17 protein-coding genes, 1 tRNA gene and 7 pseudogenes are annotated in these 19,346 nt (G+C 49.5%); 13 read left to right on the top strand and 12 right to left on the bottom strand.

Annotation, left to right across the window (positions count from 1 at the left end; all coding sequences use genetic code 11):
* Positions 1-9 precede the first annotated feature (9 nt).
* The 4 genes from gsiC to HGT70_RS08915 form a co-directional block, all read right to left on the bottom strand.
* Entirely contained in the window at positions 10-930 is a 921-nt protein-coding gene (gsiC, locus tag HGT70_RS08930) for a glutathione ABC transporter permease GsiC (protein ID WP_071432283.1), read from the bottom strand.
* Between the two features lie 42 nt (positions 931-972).
* Entirely contained in the window at positions 973-2,505 is a 1,533-nt protein-coding gene (gene gsiB / locus HGT70_RS08925) for a glutathione ABC transporter substrate-binding protein GsiB (RefSeq protein ID WP_214195687.1), read from the bottom strand.
* Entirely contained in the window at positions 2,505-4,394 is a 1,890-nt protein-coding gene (locus HGT70_RS08920) for an ABC transporter ATP-binding protein (RefSeq protein WP_214195630.1), read from the bottom strand. The genes gsiB and HGT70_RS08920 overlap by 1 nt, the downstream gene beginning before the upstream one ends.
* 233 nt (positions 4,395-4,627) lie before the next feature.
* A complete protein-coding gene (locus HGT70_RS08915; protein WP_214195629.1) occupies positions 4,628-5,401 on the bottom strand; it encodes a deaminated glutathione amidase in 774 nt (257 codons plus the stop codon).
* A gap of 132 nt (positions 5,402-5,533) precedes the next feature.
* Between HGT70_RS08915 and HGT70_RS08910 the strand changes: the two genes are divergently transcribed.
* Both HGT70_RS08910 and HGT70_RS08905 read left to right on the top strand, forming a co-directional pair.
* Complete coding sequence (locus HGT70_RS08910; RefSeq protein ID WP_071432278.1) at positions 5,534-5,878, top strand: gamma-glutamylcyclotransferase family protein; 345 nt, start codon at positions 5,534-5,536, stop codon at positions 5,876-5,878.
* Positions 5,879-5,986: 108 nt separating this feature from the next.
* Positions 5,987-6,063 (top strand) — tRNA-Ile (locus tag HGT70_RS08905).
* A gap of 157 nt (positions 6,064-6,220) precedes the next feature.
* On the opposite strand, the gene HGT70_RS08900 is transcribed toward HGT70_RS08905, so the two are convergent.
* The 6 genes and pseudogenes from HGT70_RS08900 to HGT70_RS08875 all read right to left on the bottom strand — a co-directional run bounded on the left by HGT70_RS08900 (position 6,221) and on the right by HGT70_RS08875 (position 8,376).
* Positions 6,221-6,439: a DNA-binding transcriptional regulator gene (locus HGT70_RS08900; protein WP_000468307.1), complete on the bottom strand. Its 219-nt coding sequence runs from the start codon at positions 6,437-6,439 to the stop codon at positions 6,221-6,223.
* Positions 6,440-6,502: 63 nt separating this feature from the next.
* Positions 6,503-6,991, bottom strand: a pseudogene (locus HGT70_RS08895) (phage late control D family protein); the annotation flags it as partial.
* Positions 6,984-7,232 (bottom strand): annotated as a pseudogene (locus HGT70_RS08890) (phage tail tape measure protein); the annotation flags it as partial. The pseudogenes HGT70_RS08895 and HGT70_RS08890, both read right to left, overlap by 8 nt.
* Positions 7,233-7,235: 3 nt before the next feature.
* Positions 7,236-7,420 (bottom strand): annotated as a pseudogene (locus tag HGT70_RS08885) (baseplate assembly protein); the annotation flags it as partial.
* A 6-nt stretch (positions 7,421-7,426) separates the two neighbouring features.
* Positions 7,427-7,772 (bottom strand): annotated as a pseudogene (locus tag HGT70_RS08880) (GPW/gp25 family protein).
* Positions 7,769-8,376: pseudogene (locus HGT70_RS08875) on the bottom strand (phage baseplate assembly protein V). Before HGT70_RS08875 ends, HGT70_RS08880 begins: the two co-directional pseudogenes overlap by 4 nt.
* Before the next feature lie 136 nt (positions 8,377-8,512).
* On the opposite strand from HGT70_RS08875, the gene HGT70_RS08870 reads away from it, so the two are divergent.
* Positions 8,513-9,283, top strand: a complete 771-nt coding sequence (locus HGT70_RS08870; protein ID WP_214195628.1) for a hypothetical protein — start codon at positions 8,513-8,515, stop codon at positions 9,281-9,283.
* A 15-nt stretch (positions 9,284-9,298) separates the two neighbouring features.
* On the opposite strand, the pseudogene HGT70_RS16605 reads toward HGT70_RS08870, so the two are convergent.
* Positions 9,299-9,652: pseudogene (locus HGT70_RS16605) on the bottom strand (phage virion morphogenesis protein); the annotation flags it as partial.
* 279 nt (positions 9,653-9,931) lie between these two features.
* Between HGT70_RS16605 and HGT70_RS08855 the strand changes: the two are divergent.
* Together HGT70_RS08855 and HGT70_RS08850 are read left to right on the top strand one after the other, a co-directional pair.
* Positions 9,932-10,372, top strand: a complete 441-nt coding sequence (locus tag HGT70_RS08855; RefSeq protein WP_214195627.1) for an STM2901 family protein — start codon at positions 9,932-9,934, stop codon at positions 10,370-10,372.
* A gap of 2 nt (positions 10,373-10,374) precedes the next feature.
* Positions 10,375-10,689 (top strand): DUF1493 family protein, encoded by a 315-nt coding sequence (locus HGT70_RS08850; protein WP_214195626.1) that lies wholly within the window; start codon positions 10,375-10,377, stop codon positions 10,687-10,689.
* 95 nt (positions 10,690-10,784) lie between these two features.
* Here HGT70_RS08850 and HGT70_RS16855 read toward each other — a convergent pair whose 3' ends face one another.
* Positions 10,785-11,096 carry a lysozyme inhibitor LprI family protein gene (locus HGT70_RS16855; RefSeq protein WP_214195685.1) on the bottom strand — a complete coding sequence of 104 codons (312 nt, stop codon included), beginning with the start codon at positions 11,094-11,096 and terminating at the stop codon, positions 10,785-10,787.
* A 102-nt stretch (positions 11,097-11,198) separates the two neighbouring features.
* On the opposite strand from HGT70_RS16855, the pseudogene HGT70_RS08840 reads away from it, so the two are divergent.
* The 8 genes and pseudogenes from HGT70_RS08840 to HGT70_RS08805 all read left to right on the top strand — a co-directional run.
* A pseudogene (locus HGT70_RS08840) lies at positions 11,199-11,514 on the top strand (integrase core domain-containing protein); the annotation flags it as partial.
* A gap of 297 nt (positions 11,515-11,811) precedes the next feature.
* Positions 11,812-12,831: an HNH endonuclease gene (locus HGT70_RS08835; RefSeq protein WP_214195625.1), complete on the top strand. Its 1,020-nt coding sequence runs from the start codon at positions 11,812-11,814 to the stop codon at positions 12,829-12,831.
* Complete coding sequence (locus HGT70_RS08830) at positions 12,831-13,421, top strand: class I SAM-dependent methyltransferase (protein WP_214195624.1); 591 nt, start codon at positions 12,831-12,833, stop codon at positions 13,419-13,421. The genes HGT70_RS08835 and HGT70_RS08830 overlap by 1 nt, the downstream gene beginning before the upstream one ends.
* Before the next feature lie 577 nt (positions 13,422-13,998).
* Positions 13,999-15,321 (top strand): MmgE/PrpD family protein, encoded by a 1,323-nt coding sequence (locus HGT70_RS08825; protein WP_214195623.1) that lies wholly within the window; start codon positions 13,999-14,001, stop codon positions 15,319-15,321.
* A gap of 16 nt (positions 15,322-15,337) precedes the next feature.
* Complete coding sequence (locus tag HGT70_RS08820) at positions 15,338-16,687, top strand: LLM class flavin-dependent oxidoreductase (RefSeq protein ID WP_071432243.1); 1,350 nt, start codon at positions 15,338-15,340, stop codon at positions 16,685-16,687.
* Between the two features lie 2 nt (positions 16,688-16,689).
* Complete coding sequence (locus tag HGT70_RS08815) at positions 16,690-17,586, top strand: ABC transporter substrate-binding protein (protein WP_214195622.1); 897 nt, start codon at positions 16,690-16,692, stop codon at positions 17,584-17,586.
* A complete protein-coding gene (locus HGT70_RS08810; RefSeq protein ID WP_071432239.1) occupies positions 17,583-18,485 on the top strand; it encodes an amino acid ABC transporter permease in 903 nt (300 codons plus the stop codon). Before HGT70_RS08815 ends, HGT70_RS08810 begins: the two co-directional genes overlap by 4 nt.
* Entirely contained in the window at positions 18,482-19,243 is a 762-nt protein-coding gene (locus tag HGT70_RS08805) for an amino acid ABC transporter ATP-binding protein (protein ID WP_214195621.1), read from the top strand. Before HGT70_RS08810 ends, HGT70_RS08805 begins: the two co-directional genes overlap by 4 nt.
* Positions 19,244-19,346 lie beyond the last annotated feature (103 nt).

Genomic DNA, 19,346 nt, shown 5'->3' with positions numbered 1-19,346 from the left:
GACAACACCTCAGCGGTAACGGATTGTGGGATTCACCCAAGCGTAAAGGACATCAACGATTAAATTGATTACGATAAATTCACAGGAAAATAGCAGAACTAGCGCTTGGATAACCGGATAATCGCGGTTTTCCACTGAGTCGATCAGTAATCGTCCCAGCCCAGGCCAGTTAAAGACCACCTCAACGACGATTGCTCCCCCTAACAATAAGCCGAACTGTAGGCCCATCATGGTGAGTACCGGAATTAACGCGTTGCGTAAGCCATGTTTAAAAATGACTTTACGTGGGCTGAGGCCCTTAGCGCGGGCGGTGCGCATATAATCCTCGCCGAGGACTTCAATAAATGAGGCGCGGGTAAAGCGTGCCATCACCGATGCGACCGCGGCACCTAAGGTCAGGGAAGGTAGAATATAGTTACGCCAGCCATCGGCACCGACCGTGGGTAACCATCCAAGCTGTACGGAGAAAATCTGCATCAATAAAATACCAAGCGCGAAGGCTGGAAACGAGATACCCGAGACGGCGATAATCATCCCTAGCTTATCGGGCCAGCGATTACGCCACACTGCCGAGGCCACGCCAATGAATAGCCCGAATAGCGACGACCAGATCATACTCGTTAAGGTTAGAAGCAGGGTGGGCATAAAGCGGCTGGCAATCTCTTGGCTAACCGGACGCTGCGAAGCCATCGACTGACCGAAGTCGCCATGGACTAGGCGCACCAAATAGTGCCAAAACTGCTGCGGTAGCGGTAAATCGAGTCCCAGTTGATGGCGAACCATGGCCACTACTGAGGCATCGGCATTGGGGCCAGCAAGCAGCCGAGCAGGATCGCCGGGTAAAAGATGTACAAACAGGAAGACGAGAATGGCGACAATCAACAACGTCGGCAGCATCCCTAGCAAGCGTTTGATAAAATAGTTGAGCATGCGAATTCTCGGGTTGTGGGCGGGAAAACCCGCCCGATGCCATTACTTCAGATCGGCATTATCGAAATCAAAACCGGTATCTGGCATTACATTGAAGTGAGTCAGAGCCTTATTATTGGCAGAGACGAGCTTCTCGACCACCAATGGGATCCAAGGCTGGTCGTGCCAGATCTTGTCTTGTGCATCCTTATAAAACGCATTCTTCTTCGCTTTATCCGTGGCGTTTAACGCGTCGCTCAGATCCTTGTCGACCTGTGGGTTGCTGTAGAACGCGGTGTTGAAGATGGCGGGTGGCCAAGAGCTGGTGGCAAACAGTGGAGTGAGCGCCCAGTTAGCCTCGCCGGTGGAGGCGGTCCAGCCAGTATAGAACATCCGCACACCGCTCTCTTTCTGCCCCTTATCTTCGACCTGCGCAGCGCGCTGCCCGGCATCCATCGCGGTGACTTGCGCCTTAATGCCGACCAGCGCTAACTGTTGCTGGGTGAACTGTAGGACTTTTTGCGCCGTAGAGTGGTTATGGGATGACCATAGCGTCGTCTGGAAGCCTTGCGGGTAACCGGCCTCTTTCAATAACTCGCGCGCTTTGGCTGGATCGTAAGGGATCGCCGGGTAGCTTTGTGCATCGGCGATGGCCGGCGGCACGATACCGGTTGCCGGGGTGGCATAACCGGCGAAGGCCACTTTTGCTAGCGCTTGACGGTTAATCGCATAGTTCAGCGCTTCGCGCACTTTCGGGTTATCGAACGGTTTCTGCGTCACATTCAGGCTGATATAGCGTTGCATGATCGACGGCCAGCTAACGACCTGTAACTTAGTATCGGCCTTTAGACGCGGAGCCTGTTCGTAAGGAATCGGGTAGGCAAAGTCTGCCTCGCCAGTTTGTAACATGGCCGCGCGCGTATTGTTGTCGGCGATGGGGCGCCAGACGATGCCGTCCAACTTAGGTAAGCCTTTTTGCCAATAATTAGGCCACTTCTTCACCGTCATCGCGTCGGTCTGGTTCCAGCTGACGAATTGGTAAGGGCCGGTTCCCACCGGATGGAAGCCGATTTGGTTGCCATACTTTTTCAATGCCGCAGGGGAAATCATGACCGCCGACGGGTGAGCCAAGGTGTTGATAAAGGCTGAGAACGGTTTCTTAAGGGTGATTTTTACCGTAAGAGGGTCGACAGCCTCGGTTTTCGCGATATCGTTAAACAGGTTATAGCGTTTTAGGTGGCTATCGGGGTTACTCGCCCGATCTAGGTTAACCTTGACGGCTTCTGCATTAAACGGTGTACCATCTTGAAAGGTCACGTTAGCGCGTAGCTTAAGGGTATAGGTTAACCCATCCTGACTGACCTGATAACTTTCGGCGAGTACCGGCTTGATTTTCATGCTCTCGTCAAAGCCATACAGTCCTTGATAGAACGACTTAGCGACGCTCTGCGAAAGCGTATCGTTAGCGTCATACGGGTCAAGCGTCGTAAAGTTAGATCCGACCGCGACGACGATATTTTTGGCGGCAAAACTGGGCACGCTGAGCAAGCTCGCGGTGACCCCAGCGGCGAGAAGCCAAGGAAGTTGGCGTGTCATCATAAATGTGTGTCTCCTGTCTTCATTGAAAGAGGTGCCGAATGAGAACGCGATACGGACTTCGCGACAAAGTGACCCGGCGACACTTCATTAAGGATTAACCGTGACGGCCCTTCGCCGAGCGGGTAAATGGCGCTAGGGATCTCCTCGACCGCAGAGGAGAGTGCCGGTCGTTGTACAGTAGGATCGGCTACCGGCACGGCTTGTAGCAGCTTTTGGGTATAAGGATGCTGCGGATGTGTAAACACTTCGGCACGCGGGCCGATCTCAACAATTTGCCCTTGATACATGACCGCAACGCGATGGCTAATACGCTCTACGACAGCCATATCGTGAGAGATAAAAAGAAAGGCTAGACCGCTCTCGCGCTGTAAATCGAGTAGTAGATTAATGATCTGCGCCTGAACCGAGACATCGAGGGCGGAGACCGCCTCATCGGCAATAATCAGCTTGGGATCCATCGCTAAGGCCCGTGCAATACAGATCCGTTGCCGCTGCCCGCCAGAGAATTGGTGCGGGTAGCGCTGAGCATGCTCGGGTGAAAGCCCGACTTTCTGGAGGAGCTCGCCGACGCGCTGTTGTGCCTGCTGACGAGAAGCCAGTTTGTGGATCAGCAGCGGTTCCATGATCGAGTAGCCAACGGTCTTACGCGGATCCAGCGAGGCGTAAGGGTCTTGAAAGATAAATTGTATATCTTGGCGTAGGCGATTTAACGCTGTCCCGCTTAGCTGATCGACGCGCTGACCGTCGAAGGTGATCGATCCCTGCTGACTCGCGACGAGCTGAAGTAGCGCGCGGCCGGTTGTCGATTTACCACAGCCCGATTCGCCCACCAACGCTAGGGTCTCACCGGCGCGCAGATCGAAGCTAAGATGCTCGACCGCATGAACCTGGCTAACGAGGCGATTTAATACTCCGGCACGGATTGGAAAACGCGTAACGAGGTCGTTAACCTGGAGCAGAGGTGGCGACTGACGATCGACCGTATCGATCTGCGGTAGTGGCGTTGTAGTGTCGTCAGGTAACGTAAATTTCTGCGGGAAATGATGGCCTTGCATATCACCGAGACGCGGCACCGCCGCGAGTAATTGCCGGGTATAGGCATGGTGTGGCGATCGAAAAAGCGTTTTAACCGGCGCGGTTTCAAGTGGCTCGCCGCGACGCAATACGGTGACACGGTCGGCCATCTCGGCCACCACGCCCATGTCGTGCGTAATAAAAAGTACCCCGGTATCAAGCTCCTGCTGGAGCTCGCGTATTAGCGTCAAGATCTGGGCTTGTAGCGTTACATCCAGCGCGGTAGTTGGTTCGTCGGCAATCAATAAAGCCGGCTTACAGCTAAGAGCCATGGCAATCATGACCCGCTGACGCATTCCTCCAGACAGTTGATGCGGATAGCGCTGCATAATCTGTTTCGCTGCAGGAATACGGACGCGTTCTAATAGTTGTAAGCTTTGCTGGCGCGCAACCGCCACGGAGAGATGCTGATGTAGACGCAGAGATTCGGCGAGCTGATCCCCAACGGTGAAGACCGGATTTAACGAGGTCATCGGTTCTTGGAAGATCATCGCAATATCCGCACCACGCACTTTCTGCCACTGAGTCTCGCTGAGTGCGCTGAGGTCGAGACGTTGTCCATTACGACTGTGCAGCCAGCGCGTGCCACTGACCACCGCTTCTTTGGGTAGCAAGCCCATCAAGGCGAGGGAGCTGACCGATTTACCGGATCCCGACTCTCCGACCAACGCCAACGTTTCGCCACGGTTTACCGTGATATTCAGGTTATTAACGACCGTCGACGAACCCTGCTCACCGGGGAAACTAATCTGTAAGTTTTCAACCTGGAGAACCGGTTGGGGCTGATGCGCATGTTGATCCCTATCCGTCACCGTCGACTCTCCCTTGAATGACACGATTAATGATGTAAATAGCGTGACGATGAATCCGCGTCTTAATGCCGATTACCGATCAAAAAAGTATATGATGTTTCTGGTTTTATGCCATTTTGACTATAAAAATTCTACGCAGGGTTGTAAACCACTAACCCCGAGGCATTGATAACGTTTTGTTATGGTTGTCGCCAAAAAAATCTAACCGCATCGCGCAAACCGAACCCTGGACCTTAGACGAGTCGACAGTTTTGCAGCACCGGCAGTTGTTCACGCACCGCGAGCAGATGCGCTCTATCGATCTCAGTGACAATCAGTTGTGGGCGCTCACCAGCCTGAGCAATGATTAAGCCTAAGGGATCGACGACGAGGCTATGTCCGCAATTTTTCGGCCCACACTCGCCACTCGCGACCAAGTAGCAGGTATTTTCCAGCGCCCGTGCCCGAGTCAACAGCTCCCAGTGCATCTCCTTATTTGGCCCCTTCAGCCAAGCAGCCGGCAATAGAAGCAGCTCTGCACCTTGTAAGGCTAAGGCGCGGGCCATCTCGGGAAAGCGTAAGTCGTAGCAGGTCATCACGCCGACGCTAAAGTCGTCGACCTGTAAGAGGGGCGGTAAGGCTTCGCCAGCTATCACCTTATCCGATTCGCGGACCGCGAAGGCATCGTAAAGATGGATTTTATCGTAGGTCAGTACGATTTCCCCTTGGCGTAGCGCCACCAAGACGTTACGCGCTTTCCCCGCACCCGCAGGGACATGTAGAGTCAATACCGTGGTAATATCCAAGCTACGGCTCGCCGTAAGCAGTTGGCTAATAAAAGGTCCGTCTAGCGCTTGCGCTGCGTCGATAACCCACTGACTATTCTGGTTATCACGCGCGAGGACCGCCTCGGGAAGCACCAGTAAGCGTGCCGCCTTGACCTCGGCTTCCTGCATCAACGCCACGATAGTCGACGCATTCTCTTGCCAGTCGCGGCTGACTTGAAATTGACCTACTGCAAGTTTCATTCACGGCTCCTCGCCCACGGATTACTATAATTAATCAATGTAGAGCCTTTTCTACCTCTCCCCAAGACAATTCTTGCACCCCCAACGCCAAGCGTTGCATGATGGTTAACATCAATAGGGAAGGAGAGCACAATGGCGACACCCCTTTTTGTCTATGGAACGTTGCAACCAGGTCGCGAGAACGAGCATCTGTTAACGCGCATCGGCGGCGAATGGCAGGCCGCCAGCGTACGTGGCACATATTATGAGAAAGCGTGGGGACTTGCCGCCGAGTATCCGGGTCTGGTACTTGACGCAGAGGGCGACGCAGTGCAAGGCTACCTTTTTTATAGCGACCAGCTCACCGCGCACTGGCCCGATCTTGACGAATTCGAAGCGGGCTACGACCGTGTAAGCGTTACGGCGTTAACAACAATAGGTGAGCCGGTGACCGCGTGGGTCTATCAGGTTCAGCCTTTAATCGATAATGGTGACTAGAAAAGTATAAATCCTATCCATTAATACTGAGTTGCCTTAAAAAACAGCAACTAATTCCACAGTACTGGATTACCCGGATCGGATGCTTTATACTCCTTGCCACATTAAGGCCCCTTAGCTCAGTCGGTTAGAGCAGACGACTCATAATCGTTTGGTCCCCAGTTCAAGTCTGGGAGGGGCCACCAAATTTTCCCTGCTAAATCAGGATATTAAGCCACTCGATTGAGTGGCTTTTTTGTTGGTTGATTATCGAGTGGCGATAGAATGGCGGTGGGTTTTTTACCACCATTTTAATGAGGGTATAAAAAAGCCCGCATGCAGCGGGCATTTAGCGGAAATTTTTCAGAGCCACAATGGCCTCTGACCACCGACAGTCGGGTGAGGCGGTGCCGGGTCGATAGATCCCGGAGTAACTATGAAGCGCTCTATCGTTTCCATTGTCATAAACGTACAACTACAGTTGATGTTCTGGCACTGGTGGTAGCGCTCTTTCGTGTTTTCGGTTAGATAGCGGCTCGTTCGCGCATGTGCAGCATGATGGCACTTCGGACAGTGAAACATAACCCCCACCTCATTTCCAAATAGTGAATTAATTATAATTTCACTTTTTGTGAATCTATTTTATTAATCATCCGATTTCTCGCTGTACTCCACATCAGAAAGATTAACCTCAAGCTCTAACCTCGTCGTGAAGCCACTATTATTCAGGTTGTGAGTCACCTTACTGATTAACCAAGATTGCTCGTCTATGACGCGCTTAAAGCCCGGCACGCGCATCAGGGTCTAAGGTAATAAATCAGCCCTATCGAGCGCCAGCGTAATTGAAAACTCCGCAACGCCTCGCTGCAGCTTATCCCACTTAGCCTGAGCGGAGCGCATTGGCTGCGCCTTAGATGCGTAGACCGTCGTCAGTGCCAGCACGTTATCAGCCTCACCTGCCATATATTCACCCTCGCACGCTTCCTGCTCTCTTTTGGCCTTTGCCTTTTCACTGATCGGCTTTGCTTTCGGGTGCTCGAGTGCGCGCAGGTGCTTCTCTTTTGGCTTACGTTTCAGCGTTACTTTCTGCTTTTACGGCTTCGGGTCTTTGGTATGCAACCATTTTGCCAATACCTGCAGCACCAGCCGCTGCCGCCTTACCGGCAAACTTTTTTCCTGACTGATATCGAGCTTTCACCCGGCTTAACTTCGCTTGTTGCGCACTGACGCGCGCCAGTGCCTCACGCTGGCGGTTAAGCTGCGCCGTCGTTTCACTGATGGAGGTTTTGAGCCGACACTCATTGGCAGACAGGGTGCGGGTATTAATACCGGCCTGCGCAGATTCGTTCACCCGCTGACGCCAGATAACTTCACGCTAGGCGTTTTCCTGCAGCAGCTTAACAATCGGCTCCGACTCAAGTGCCAACGTCCGGACAATAGCCTCCTGCTGGTCTTCGAGATAGAGCGAAATCAGTATCGCTTTGCGCTGCGCAGGATGGTTTCATAGTCCAGTTCCTCAACCACGTCGGGAACGGGTAACTGACTCAGGTGAACATTTGCCATAGTGATTTAACTCAGTGAAACGGTGGTTGAAACTGACGCGCTAGTATTAGTATATCCCGGTAATATCGACATACATTTCGCCAGCATCGCCGGTCTTAAAGCTGATAGCGGTAAGCCTGATGCCGTGGCTCCCACTTTTGGCTCGCCGAATAGTACGCCACCATAATTTGCAGCCTGAGCGCCAGGTTTTGCGGCATATCAATCAGTGCCGACAGGAGCGAGCCAGATTCTCGACGCATCACCCGCAATCCGACGGCATCAGCAGAATGTCGCGTATGCTTTGACTGATATGCTCGGTGTCGCTGATGCCGAGGCCTGTATTTCGGTTCATGCTTTGATAGCGAGCCGTCATAATGGAGCCCCAGTTTGTTCGTAACTGTCGTCGGGGTGTTTGTGGGTGTGGATCACCTTGCCATTAGATGAAAGTGACCCGCCTGTATGCTCAATGTTGCCTTTCATCGTGCCGCCTTTCTGTACCTCAAGCGTCGCCGTCGTCAGCTTATTGGTGCAAATCACCTCAGGGGTGTCGAGAGTGATACTGGTCGAGGCTTTCACCAATACCAGCGGCACAGTTGCGGTAATGGACTCCGATGCCGTCACGTCGGCCGTTTTTATGCTGCTGAACGTCAGCACGCCGGTCTCGGGCTCGTACTCAATGACTGCTCCATCAGGAAAAGCCACATGCCACGCATCCGCCGAGGCAGAGGGGGTGGCGTTATCGCAAGAGAAAATCCCCGGCAGCACGAAAGCGGTATCAAGCTCGCCACCGATTGCCAGCAGTAGAACCTGTTTACCGACCGAGGGAGCCCACCACGTCCGCGAACGACCAGCGCGGGTGGTCAGCCAGTTCAGCCATGTTGTTTGGATCCCGCCGCTTTGTACACGGCATAGCCCCTGCTCGGTATCGACCTCAGTTACCATACCTGAGCGGATGAGTTGCGAATCGCGCGCGCTATTAGATGTTGTTTAGTGTATTCATGATTAAAAGAATGAAGTTTTAAAATGTCGTCGGCAATCCACATCTATTAGCCCATCAACTACACAACACCTTAGTAAAATGTTAATTTCATAAAATACGGCAAAGGAGACCTCATGTTTACATCACTCACGTCTAATTTTGACTTCACGTTAAAGGCTGTGGCTTTAGCACTTTTCTTTTTATCCCTTACATATGTCGGTTTCGGTTTTATATTTAGACTATCATTCAAAATGCTCAGAATTAAGTTTTCAAATTCAAAGCTCAGTAAAATTGATGAGCAATTATTCGATTTGCAATTAATAAGACTCTGCCACGGAATTACTCTTGAAACCGTATCTGACATTGAGCTTTATTCTGAGGCAATAAGGTCAGGAGCAATAAAAGCACCAAAGGGATGGTTACTTCCCTCATACCAAGCGGCAGGCCAGAGAAGATTAAAAAAATCAGAATCAGTTGCTACATATTTGATTGCGATACTTCTCGCTGTATTTATAATCGCATTTACAGTTTCGGTCACAAAAGGGCAGAAATATAACTATGCAGAATTTAGTAATTCAAGCAATGAGCATGTTTTGGTGTCAGATATTTATGTATATAACCCAACTACAAAACACTATTACAATAAAAATCGCTGTATTGCATTACCATCAACAAGCAAGGAAATAATCAGAACCGCATGTGATTACATGCTGACTAGCGATCCACAGATGAAAAAAGAACTACAAGATGCTATAAAAACTAACAATAAAAACTTCCGTATTGTGGGGTATATCTGCGCCATGATGTATCTAATTATCATCTGTATATTCTTTGCTTATCCGCGATTTTATAAGTTCAATAACGCTTTTTATGACTATAAAACATCAAGGAAAGACCCATCATAATCGTGTTCATTAAAATTATTTTCCGAGACGTCTGATAATGAAATCTTTAATCATCTGCTCATCATCGCGGGTGAAACCAAGCAACAGGCGCGCCTCGTACTGCACATCCCGGCTGTTGCGGTTTGGCCGGTCTTTGAACCCGTACTGATGTACCCGAGTCATACGCTGCACCTTGCCGGTAGCTTCTACGCCGCGATAACGCTCATACAGCGTGGCTGTCGCCATCGCCGTCACGGCGCTAAGATAGTGAAAAATTCGCACATTCTCACCGTCGATTTCCTCGGCGTCAGGCTCGTCGGAAAGTTGCTTAACCCCGGCGGTAATCTGGCGTAGCCGGTAGTCGTAAAGCTCCGCATTGGTTTCCGCCATGCTACCGGATGTATAAAAAGGATGGTGAGCAGTTAGCGCGCTAACGGCCAGCGTGATCGTGCTCAGTGAGTAAAGTTTATCATCCAGGTAGGCCTAGGGAAGGGCTGTTCGTCGCAATCGGATGCTGGCTGATATCGCGCAACTAGATCGTTGACATTGTTTTATGCTAAGTGGTTCGGGCGATTATCTTATTTATTCGATTAGTCAGTAAGTGTCATAGATAACTCAAATCAGTATAGATAATATGGAAACAGACAATCAACACAGGGAGGTGTGATTATGGATACCGTCGAACAACTCAATGGAAAATTTTTCTTTGATGGAATGAGTGTTGAAAAAGACGAGTTACTTTATTGGCTAATTATTGATGAATTTAAAAATCAGTTTAGAGATATTATCGATTTATTGGCCGTTGCATCATGGCTAACGAGTTTTCCCGTCATTCCGGTGGACGGTAAAATGGGGGGAGCACTCACCAAAGGGACCAGTCCTTTGTCGTTGGCCAGTAGTTCATTAATTCGGCACCGGTTTAAAACAAGACAACGCACGATTACATGGCAACAACTCTTAGAGGGACGGTGGGCTTATACCACCAGTGTTGGAGCTTATATTGGACGTTGGGTACCGTGGTTAGGGGCAATATTAACAGCATGGGATATCAGCGTAATTACAAAAAATGTCCAATATCGATATAAACTCATTACAGGTATAGGGGCTTGAGAATGAGCAGCCAGGCGCTGTTAGTAAAAGAGCTGGTTAAAAAATATTTTTGGGATATGGCGGAGGGTAAGTCTTTAAGCACCGGTAATACACCTGTTTTACCCGAGGATGCCGTGGATTTTTTCGAAGAGTATTTCAATACACTTGGTATCGATCCTGTCGGATTCAACTTGCGTAAATACTTTCCTAATGAGGGTATTCGTTTTTTGCCGAATGTAATCCTTCCTGATTACCTTAAAACCGACCACCACGTTCCACAAGCTTTGACTATAGATATGCTAATTGCCTCGGCAGAAGCCGGATATTGGTTATATTAAGTAGATAGCGTTGTATCTAAAACGAACGAATAGTTATTTTTCTAAGTTTTAATTAAGATAGCTCTACCGATAGTAAAATTCGTATCTTAGCGAGACTAAGATATCGGAATGGGGCGATTAAGAAAATCTATTCGATTATAATTCTCGGTCAGAATACAAAGTTGATATAGATGGGTATAGGCATCGCTGCCCTTAATTGCCGACGACGATAAGTAACGACAGGTAGAATCTCTATAATTTAGCCAATCTTGCTGATTTTGGTTAAAAAATTTTACCGTTTCTCTATCACCGAGCGCTTCTATTTTATTGCGATAGTCAATTAAGCTGACGCTTAGGAGGTGCTCAGAATGTTGATAGACCTTTTCAGTACAAGAAAGATAGCCTAAATAACCATCGGTATGACTGATAGCCTTACAGGTACCTGGGTAGCGTTGTTTTAGCTTTGGATAGAATCGTAATTATTCATAGTATGTGAGCCTCGCGGAAGTTTAGTCCGGTTAGTTATCGTGAAACTGGCCTGCGGTGCGTTAAAGATGGCGCTACGGCGTTTAGAACGTCTGGAAAATATCATTGTTCACACTGTTCGTGGTGGGCAGTATTGTTCGGTAGATTATTAGGTCTGTTTAAACGACATCTCCCACGAGATAGCATGAGTGCGAGGGGCAGCTGTTACGACAATGCTTGCGTAGAAAGTTACTTCCACTCGCTAAAAGTCGAATGCATCCACGGTGAATGCTTTACCAGTCGAGAAACTATACAGGAAATGGTATTTGCTCATATCAAAGGCGTTGTCACAGTGCCTGTGGCGGTCTTAGTCCGGAATAGTTTGAAAATTAGCTCCCAGCTTAGAACTGTGTCCGCATTGCGTGGGTTGAATCAATCTTCGACTTGATTCATAAAAAATGACGACTATCTCTAACATTAGAGAACGACCTCCATTCATAACTAATTAAAAAAATAATAATATTCCTTCTCACTACAATGCCTATCCTTCACTGATCTAGCCCTAGAATTAGGGGGCTAGACAACTAAAATATTAAAAATTACTAACATTCAATATTTTTATCCGTTAAGGATTCGTTATATAAATGCATCCTGCATCTCAGTAGCCTAAGGATTAGCATGCGTTTCTATCAACAAGAACCGACACGGGAAAATTATTGGCGTGGCATTATTCTATTTGGTAAAAACGTCGCCTCCTATAAATTTGCCTTAGCGAATGCGCTTTACGACATCAATTCATCTGGTAATGAGCTTATTCGCTTAGAAGACTTAGCCCTTCCTTACAGTCAACACATCTGTCGGCATTTACAAGGTGCCCCTAAGCAGATTACCTCTCGGTCAAGTACCTTTCTTGATGCTTGTCTGCAATTTAACCAAGGAGAAATTACTCAGGAGGCCTTAATCAATACTACGCTAAGATATGGATTCGCTAATGTCATAGATAAATTTCATAATGTGAATCGTGCAGAGATTGATTGTCGTTTTTATCTTGATGAAAGAAAGACCGAAAAAAGTATCAGGCTGACCGATAATTTTTTTCATCTGACTGAAAGCCCACAATATAAAAATATAGGAAAAGAAACTGAAGCCCGTTGGCGACTAGTGGAAAGCGCATGGGAACTGAACATCTCACAAACCTTACTGGATGTGCACTATGATCCTGAAACAAAGGGACTATATACGGCTGCTAAGACACGCCGTAAAGCGATTACAAGTTGTAGAGCCAGCTTAAATGGCTATCAAAAGGGTAAGTGTTTTTACTGCTATGCACCGATTCATATTGTGTCGTGTACAAAAGATGGGCTAGCAGATGTAGACCATTTTATTCCATGGATAGCCCGCTCCTTAGTCCCTAATATTGATGGTATCTGGAACCTGGTTTTGGCTTGCCAACAATGTAATCGCGGAGTGGGAGGAAAATTTGAAAAATTACCCGGTATCAAATTATTAGAACGATTACATCAACGTAATGAATATTTTATTAATAGTCATTTACCGTTACGTGAAACACTGATTCGGCAAACAGGTAAAACAGAAGTCGCGCGTAAAGATTTTCTTTCCACAGCCTGGAATACTGTGCTAACCAATATGTCCTTCACTACTTGGGCGCCGCAAGCCGCTGCAGAGGATACTTTCTAATGACCATTGAATATTATCAAAATCATGCTGATGAATTTTATCACTCCACTATTGCGGTGGATATGTCAGCTTTGTATACCCCATTTTTAGCTTTAATACCCAAACAGGGTCGTATTCTCGATGCAGGTTGTGGATCTGGGCGAGATACCCAATTTTTTGCCGCTCACGGCTATCAAGTTGATGCGTTTGATGCATCTTCTGAAATGGTGAATCGCGCTCGCCAGTTAACAGGACTGCCCGTTAAAGTGAGTACTTTCGATGCGGTGAACGTGCAAGAGCAGTATGATGGTATCTGGTGTTGTGCATCCCTATTGCATGTCCCCCATCAAGAGCTGAAACAGACGCTTGATAAGTTTATCGATGCACTTAAGTATTACGGTATTATTTACCTGTCTTTCAAATATGGAGACAGCGAGCGAGAAATTAATGGTCGATATTTCAATGATATGAATGAAGAAAAGTTACGGCTTTTGTGTCAAGATTTTCTAAACGTCAGAATGCAAAGATATTGGAAAACTGAAGATAAGCGTAAAGATAGAAACGAAATATGGGTCAATGCATTACTGCAGAAAAGCGGTACGAATCAGTAAATGGGCACAAATATTGCCAACAGGGATTGCTACCCTTCACTAATTACCACTGACATAGCCCCTATTAGACTTTATCTCTTTATAGATTGCGGTATGAAAGGGATAAAGGCGGCTTAATGATGACAATCTGTAGGAATTATTTCCGAAGCTATCCCTTGATGGTTTATCAATCGGCAAGTCTATATATTGCTTTTTCATGATGGATTTTATGAGTGAATGATAAGGAGTGATGCTGAGATCTTCTCCTTTATACTCAGCCATAATCCGGATAAAAAATAGCCAGATTTACACTCACCCAAGATCGTGCGTGACATCTGATGCTTTAACACCACCCTACACTGCCGATTATTTGCGCCAACGGGATATTGGGCTAGATAAGCATTTGCCGTTAAAACTGTTCTTACCTCCTCATCTTCTATCTAATTATCTGATAATAAATAAAAAATAATCACTATTCAAAACTCTTATCTTATTTACTTATGAGTTATAACGCTCTGTTATTAGCTGGTCGGGGTGAAAAGCCCGAGAATAGCCGATCAATAAATTTTCTTACTACTTTATTCACTAAGGCCCGATTTTGGATACCTCGCTGACCGCCGAATTAGCGCAAAGACTTCTTACTGACACGCCGACAGAGCAAGAGCGAGCGGCAGCCCGCCGAGGGATCAAAGATTATCTTGCGAGTACCCTGCCCGTGCTGTTTGCGGTAGTACCAGATGAGGGACGATCGGCCGTACTCGCGACCTTTGACGCAGCGTCTTCAGCAGAAAACAGGGCGGTGGTGCTGGGTTATCTCAGTCATGCGTTGGATTACGACGATTATCACGCCGCGTTTCGCGGGCATCCCTCTACGGTTATCCTCTCTAGCCTGTTCGCGCTATGCCAACACTTCGATCGTTACACGCCTACTGACTTTCTGGATGCTTACATCATCGGAGTGGAGATCGCCGGGCGGTTGGGACGCGCGATGGGAACACGCCATTACAGTATGGGGCTACATAGCACGGCTACGCTCGGTCCGTTGGCAGCGGCGGCTGCCTGTTGTCGCTGGCTTCGACTGGAACAAACACAGACCCAGATAGCGCTCGGTATGGCGGCCACCCAATCTTCAGGGTTACGCGCACAGTTTGGCTCGGCAGTGAAGCCACTGCATGCCGGCTTGGCCGCGCGTAGCGCCGTGAATAGTGTGCTACTGGCCAAGGCGGGTTTTCCCGGGCAGGTAGACACAGTGGTGGAAAGCTTCCTTACCGTATTTGGCTTCAACGTCGAACAGCCGGGTCTATTGCTCGACGAGTGGGCGACACCTTGGCGGATTATTCAGCCGGGATTGGAGTTTAAGCGCTATCCAACCTGCGGTGGTACGCACAGTGCCGCTGAGGCCGCTTTTGTCTTACGCCAATCCTGCCTCGAACAAGGTATCGGCGATATTTGCCAAGCAGTGACTCGGATCGAGGTGAGTTTCCCACCCGGCGCAGATACCGCGCCCAATATCCGAATGCCTCGCGATGGGGTCGAGGCACGCTTTAGTTTGGAATATGTCATTGCCGATGGCTTACTTAATGGCTGCTTAGCCCTCGATCACTACACGGCAAAACCCGTCAATGAGGTGATTGCCGCGTTGGCGGCGCGAGTAACCCGTTGCCCTGATCACTCTGCTCCTGCCGATGAACTCGACCCAGACCGTCGCTTTCATCGCGTGACGCTGCATCTGAGTGACGGTCGACAACTTAGTCACTGCGTGACACGTCGAGAAACGGTCTCTCTCTATACGGATGTTGAGCAAAAATTAGCGACGAGTTTGGCATTACTGCCTGTCTCCTTAGCTGCTCAGTTCTCAGCAACAACCTCTTTAGATAATAGTGAACAGCTGCGACAGCTCACTTCGCTACTCTGCATATAAATAGTAAGGATTTATCATGGCTACTAATCAATCGCCTACTCGTCAACTGCGTTTAGGGCTTTTTGTCCAAGCTCTCGGGCATCATGTCGGCGGCTGGCGCGCTGACGAGGCTCAAGGATCACCCACCGACATAGAGTGGTTCACCTGGATTGCCAAAACGGCAGAGAAAGGGCTGTTCGATATGTTCTTCGTCGGTGATGCATTGGCGACTAGCGTACACCGTCTACCTTCCACCATGTCACGCCTTGAGCCGTTGACGCTACTCTCGGCATTAGCGGTACAAACTACGCATATTGGCCTCGCGGCAACTGCCTCGACGACATTTGATCAACCGTTCCATCTTGCTCGGGCGCTCTCTTCCATCGACCATATCAGTCATGGCCGTAGTGCATGGAACGTGGTGACTTCATTTTCCACCGATGCGGCGAAAAACTTTAGCCGTAGCGACTTACCCAACCATGCGGAGCGCTACGAGATGGCGCGGGAATTCCTCGATGTGAGTTTTAAGCTGTGGGAAGGGTGGGAGCCGGGGGCGATAGTAAAAAATAAAGCCACCGGGCACTATTCCGATGAAACTAAGATCCATCCCGCTAATCACCAAGGGCGCTTTTTCCAAGTACAAGGCCCGCTAAATATCGCGCGCTCGCCTCAAGGGCGTCCGGTCATCATCGAAGCCGGGTCATCTCCCGCAGGACAAAAATTAGCGGCTGAAACGGCTGAAGTCGTCTTTACGGCGGCGGCCTCGCTGGAAGATGGTCAGGCGTTCTACCGTAGCCAGAAACAATTTGTTCAAGAGGCGGGGCGCAATCCCGATCATCTCCTTATTCTACCCGGCGTGATGCCGATTGTAGGGCGCACGCGAGAAGAGGCGATGGCGACGTGGCACCAGCTGAATGAGTGGGTCGATATCGATAACGGCATTGAACAACTCTCGACGCGCTTTGGGGTTGATGTTTCACAGTACCCGCTTGATGAGCCACTCCCAGAGCTTGCCGTCGCCGAGGCGGGGCAAAGTCGAGTAAAGCTACTGCTAGAATTGGCGAAACGAGAAAATCTCACCCTACGACAATTGGCAGCGGTCGCGGCAGGCTCACGTGGGCATAGAGTCGTCATCGGTACGGCCGAAGAGATTGCCGACGACTTCCAATACTGGTTGGAACAAGAGGGCGCCGACGGATTTAATATCATGCCTGCTGTGTTGCCTAATCAATTAGCATTATTTGTCGAATTAGTGATCCCTGAATTACAACGTCGCGGGCTGTTCCGCACCGAATATCAGTTTACTACCCTGCGTGAGAATCTCGGTTTACCCACGCCCGATATTAATTTTAGTGCGGTCTCGCCGCTGGCAACTAATAAGGATTAATGATGAAAAAACACTTACTCCTCTCTCTGATAATGGCCCTCGCACCGGTAAAGAGCCTGCTGGCTGCCGATCAAAATGTGCCCTATGTCAGTAGCGTACACGCTTTTGCCGATACAACATTACATGCGAGCTTACCGCAGGATATTCAAAAACAGGGATTTATCGTTGCCGGGACCAACCCTAATACGCCGCCAACGACTTTCTACCAAGCTGATAACAAGACCTTGGCGGGTCGTGAAATCGATATTGTCAGTGCTGTGGCGGAACGCTTAGGCCTCGCCGTACATTGGCGTGATACTGGCGGCTTCGATAACATTATTCCTGGGTTAAAGTCAGGGCGTTATGATGTTGCTGCCGCGAATATTGATGCGACACAGCAACGATTAAAACAGGTGGACTTCGTTGGCTATTACAATGCTTCTAAGCTGGCACTTATCGCGCGGAAAGACGCAGAACTCGGTCCTTTCCATCAGTTTAGTGAGTTATGTGGGCAAACGGTCGGCGCAGGGGCCGGGACTTCACAGGTCACGCGCTTGCAAACTGCCAGCGAGCAGTGCAAGGCTGCCGGTAAATCGGCCATCACCATCCCAATCTTCCCCGACCGTCCTGCTGGGGTACAAGCGGTGATTAGCGGTCGTGTCCCGATGTTCTTTGGTCCTTACGAGGGACTGCGCTACCAAGTTAGCCAAGTTAAGCCGCTGGCACTGGCCGGTGAGTTGACGATTGAAGATACCATCGTCTCCCTGGCACTCCCGAAAGCTTCGCCGCTAGAGAAGCCGGTTCAAGCGGCCTTAAATTCGTTGATTGCTGATGGAACCTATCAAAAAATCCTCGATAAGTGGCAGATTGGTTTCGGTGCGGTGAAACATGCCGGCCTGAATCAAGAGGTTGCTCGATGAGTGTTCGACCCTCTACAGAGAGTGCAACGCTGAAAATTATCGAGCATCGCCATTATGGCCGCTGGTTTAGTGCCGCAGTAGTATTGCTAGTCTTGGTATTTTTCGGTTCCTCGATTGCCAGCAATCCTAATTTCGAGTGGGGCGTTGTCTTACAAAACCTCACCGAGGCATCGATTCTTAGCGGCGTGATGATGACCATCAAACTCACCTGTATCTCGGTACTCTTCGGGTTTGCTGGGGGGACGCTGCTCGCCTTTATGCGCCTCTCGGCAAACCCTGTGCTGTCATGGGTGAGCTGGGCGTATATCTGGTTCTTTCGCGCGGTCCCGATGCTGGTGCAACTCTTCCTGTGGTACAACATCGCGACGCTCTATCCCAAACTCTCCCTCACGTTACCCTTTTACGGAGAGATCTGGGCCGCGAAGACCAATCAACTGATCAGCCCCTTTAGTGCGGCGGTGATCGCGTTGGTAATGCATCAATCGGCCTATGCGGCAGAGATTATCCGTGCAGGGATCCAGAGCGTTAGCGTTGGACAGCTAGAGGCCGCTAAAGCGCTGGGTTATCGCCCGGCACAGATCTTCCGCCAAACGGTACTTCCACAAGCGATGCGCACGATCCTGCCGCCTGCGGGTAACGAAGTTATCGGGCAGCTTAAGACCACCGCTGTCGTCTCAGTGATCGCGCTGCAGGACGTGCTCTATTCTGCGCAGATTATTTATCAGCGTACCTATGAGGTCGTTCCATTACTCCTCGTTGCGACCGCTTGGTATCTGCTAATGACATCGGTGTTATCCGTCGGACAACACTATATTGAACGCTTTTTCAGCCGAGGTAACGTGGCCGATAAGCCGAAGTGGTTCCGCGCTAAGCAAAAAAATGAAGAGTTAGCATCATGAGCGAGTCGATAAGATTACGGGCCATTCGTAAGCAATTTTCTGGGAAAACCATCCTGCACGACGTCGATCTCGATATCGCCGCTGGATCGGTAACCGTCATCCTCGGCCCTTCGGGATCAGGCAAGTCTACATTGCTACGTTGTATCAATCACCTCGAAAAATTGGATGCGGGTACCGTCCATGTCGGCGAAGCGCTCATCGGTTATCGACAAAAGGGGCAGCATCTGGTGGAGTTACCAGAGCCGATGATTGCCCGGCAGCGCCAGAAGATCGGCATGGTCTTCCAGCAATTTAATCTCTTTCCCCACCGTACCGTTCTACAAAATGTCATGGACGCACCGCAGCGTATCCTCAACGAAAGTGCGACGGTAGTGAAGGCTCGTGCGCTGGAACTCTTGGAACAAGTGGGCCTCGAACATCGCATCGATGCATGGCCACGAGAGTTATCGGGCGGGCAACAACAGCGTGTCGCTATCGCGCGGGCTTTAGCGATGCGCCCGGAGGTCATGTTGTTCGACGAACCGACATCAGCCTTGGATCCTGAATTAGTCGGCGAAGTTTTACAGGTAATGAAAAACCTCGCCCAATCGGGAATGACCATGGTTGTCGTGACGCATGAAATAGGGTTCGCGCGTGAGGTTGCGGATAATATTGTCTTCATGGATCAGGGTAAAATAGTCGAAACGGGAGGTAGTCACCAGCTCCTCGATCACCCGCAGCATCCACGCTTACGGGAATTTTTAGCCAGCGTCCTGTAACGATTTAATCCCCCACCGTTAGCTTGCCCAGCAGAAATGTGGGCGAGCTAACGGCGTAACGCGCCGCGACACTTTACACTGATCGTTCACTCGGCTGAGTGCT

The sequence above is a fragment of the Rosenbergiella collisarenosi genome, assembly GCF_018494085.1.
Taxonomy (GTDB): Bacteria; Pseudomonadota; Gammaproteobacteria; order Enterobacterales; family Enterobacteriaceae; genus Rosenbergiella; species Rosenbergiella collisarenosi.
This window is presented reverse-complemented; position numbering and strand designations above follow the sequence as displayed.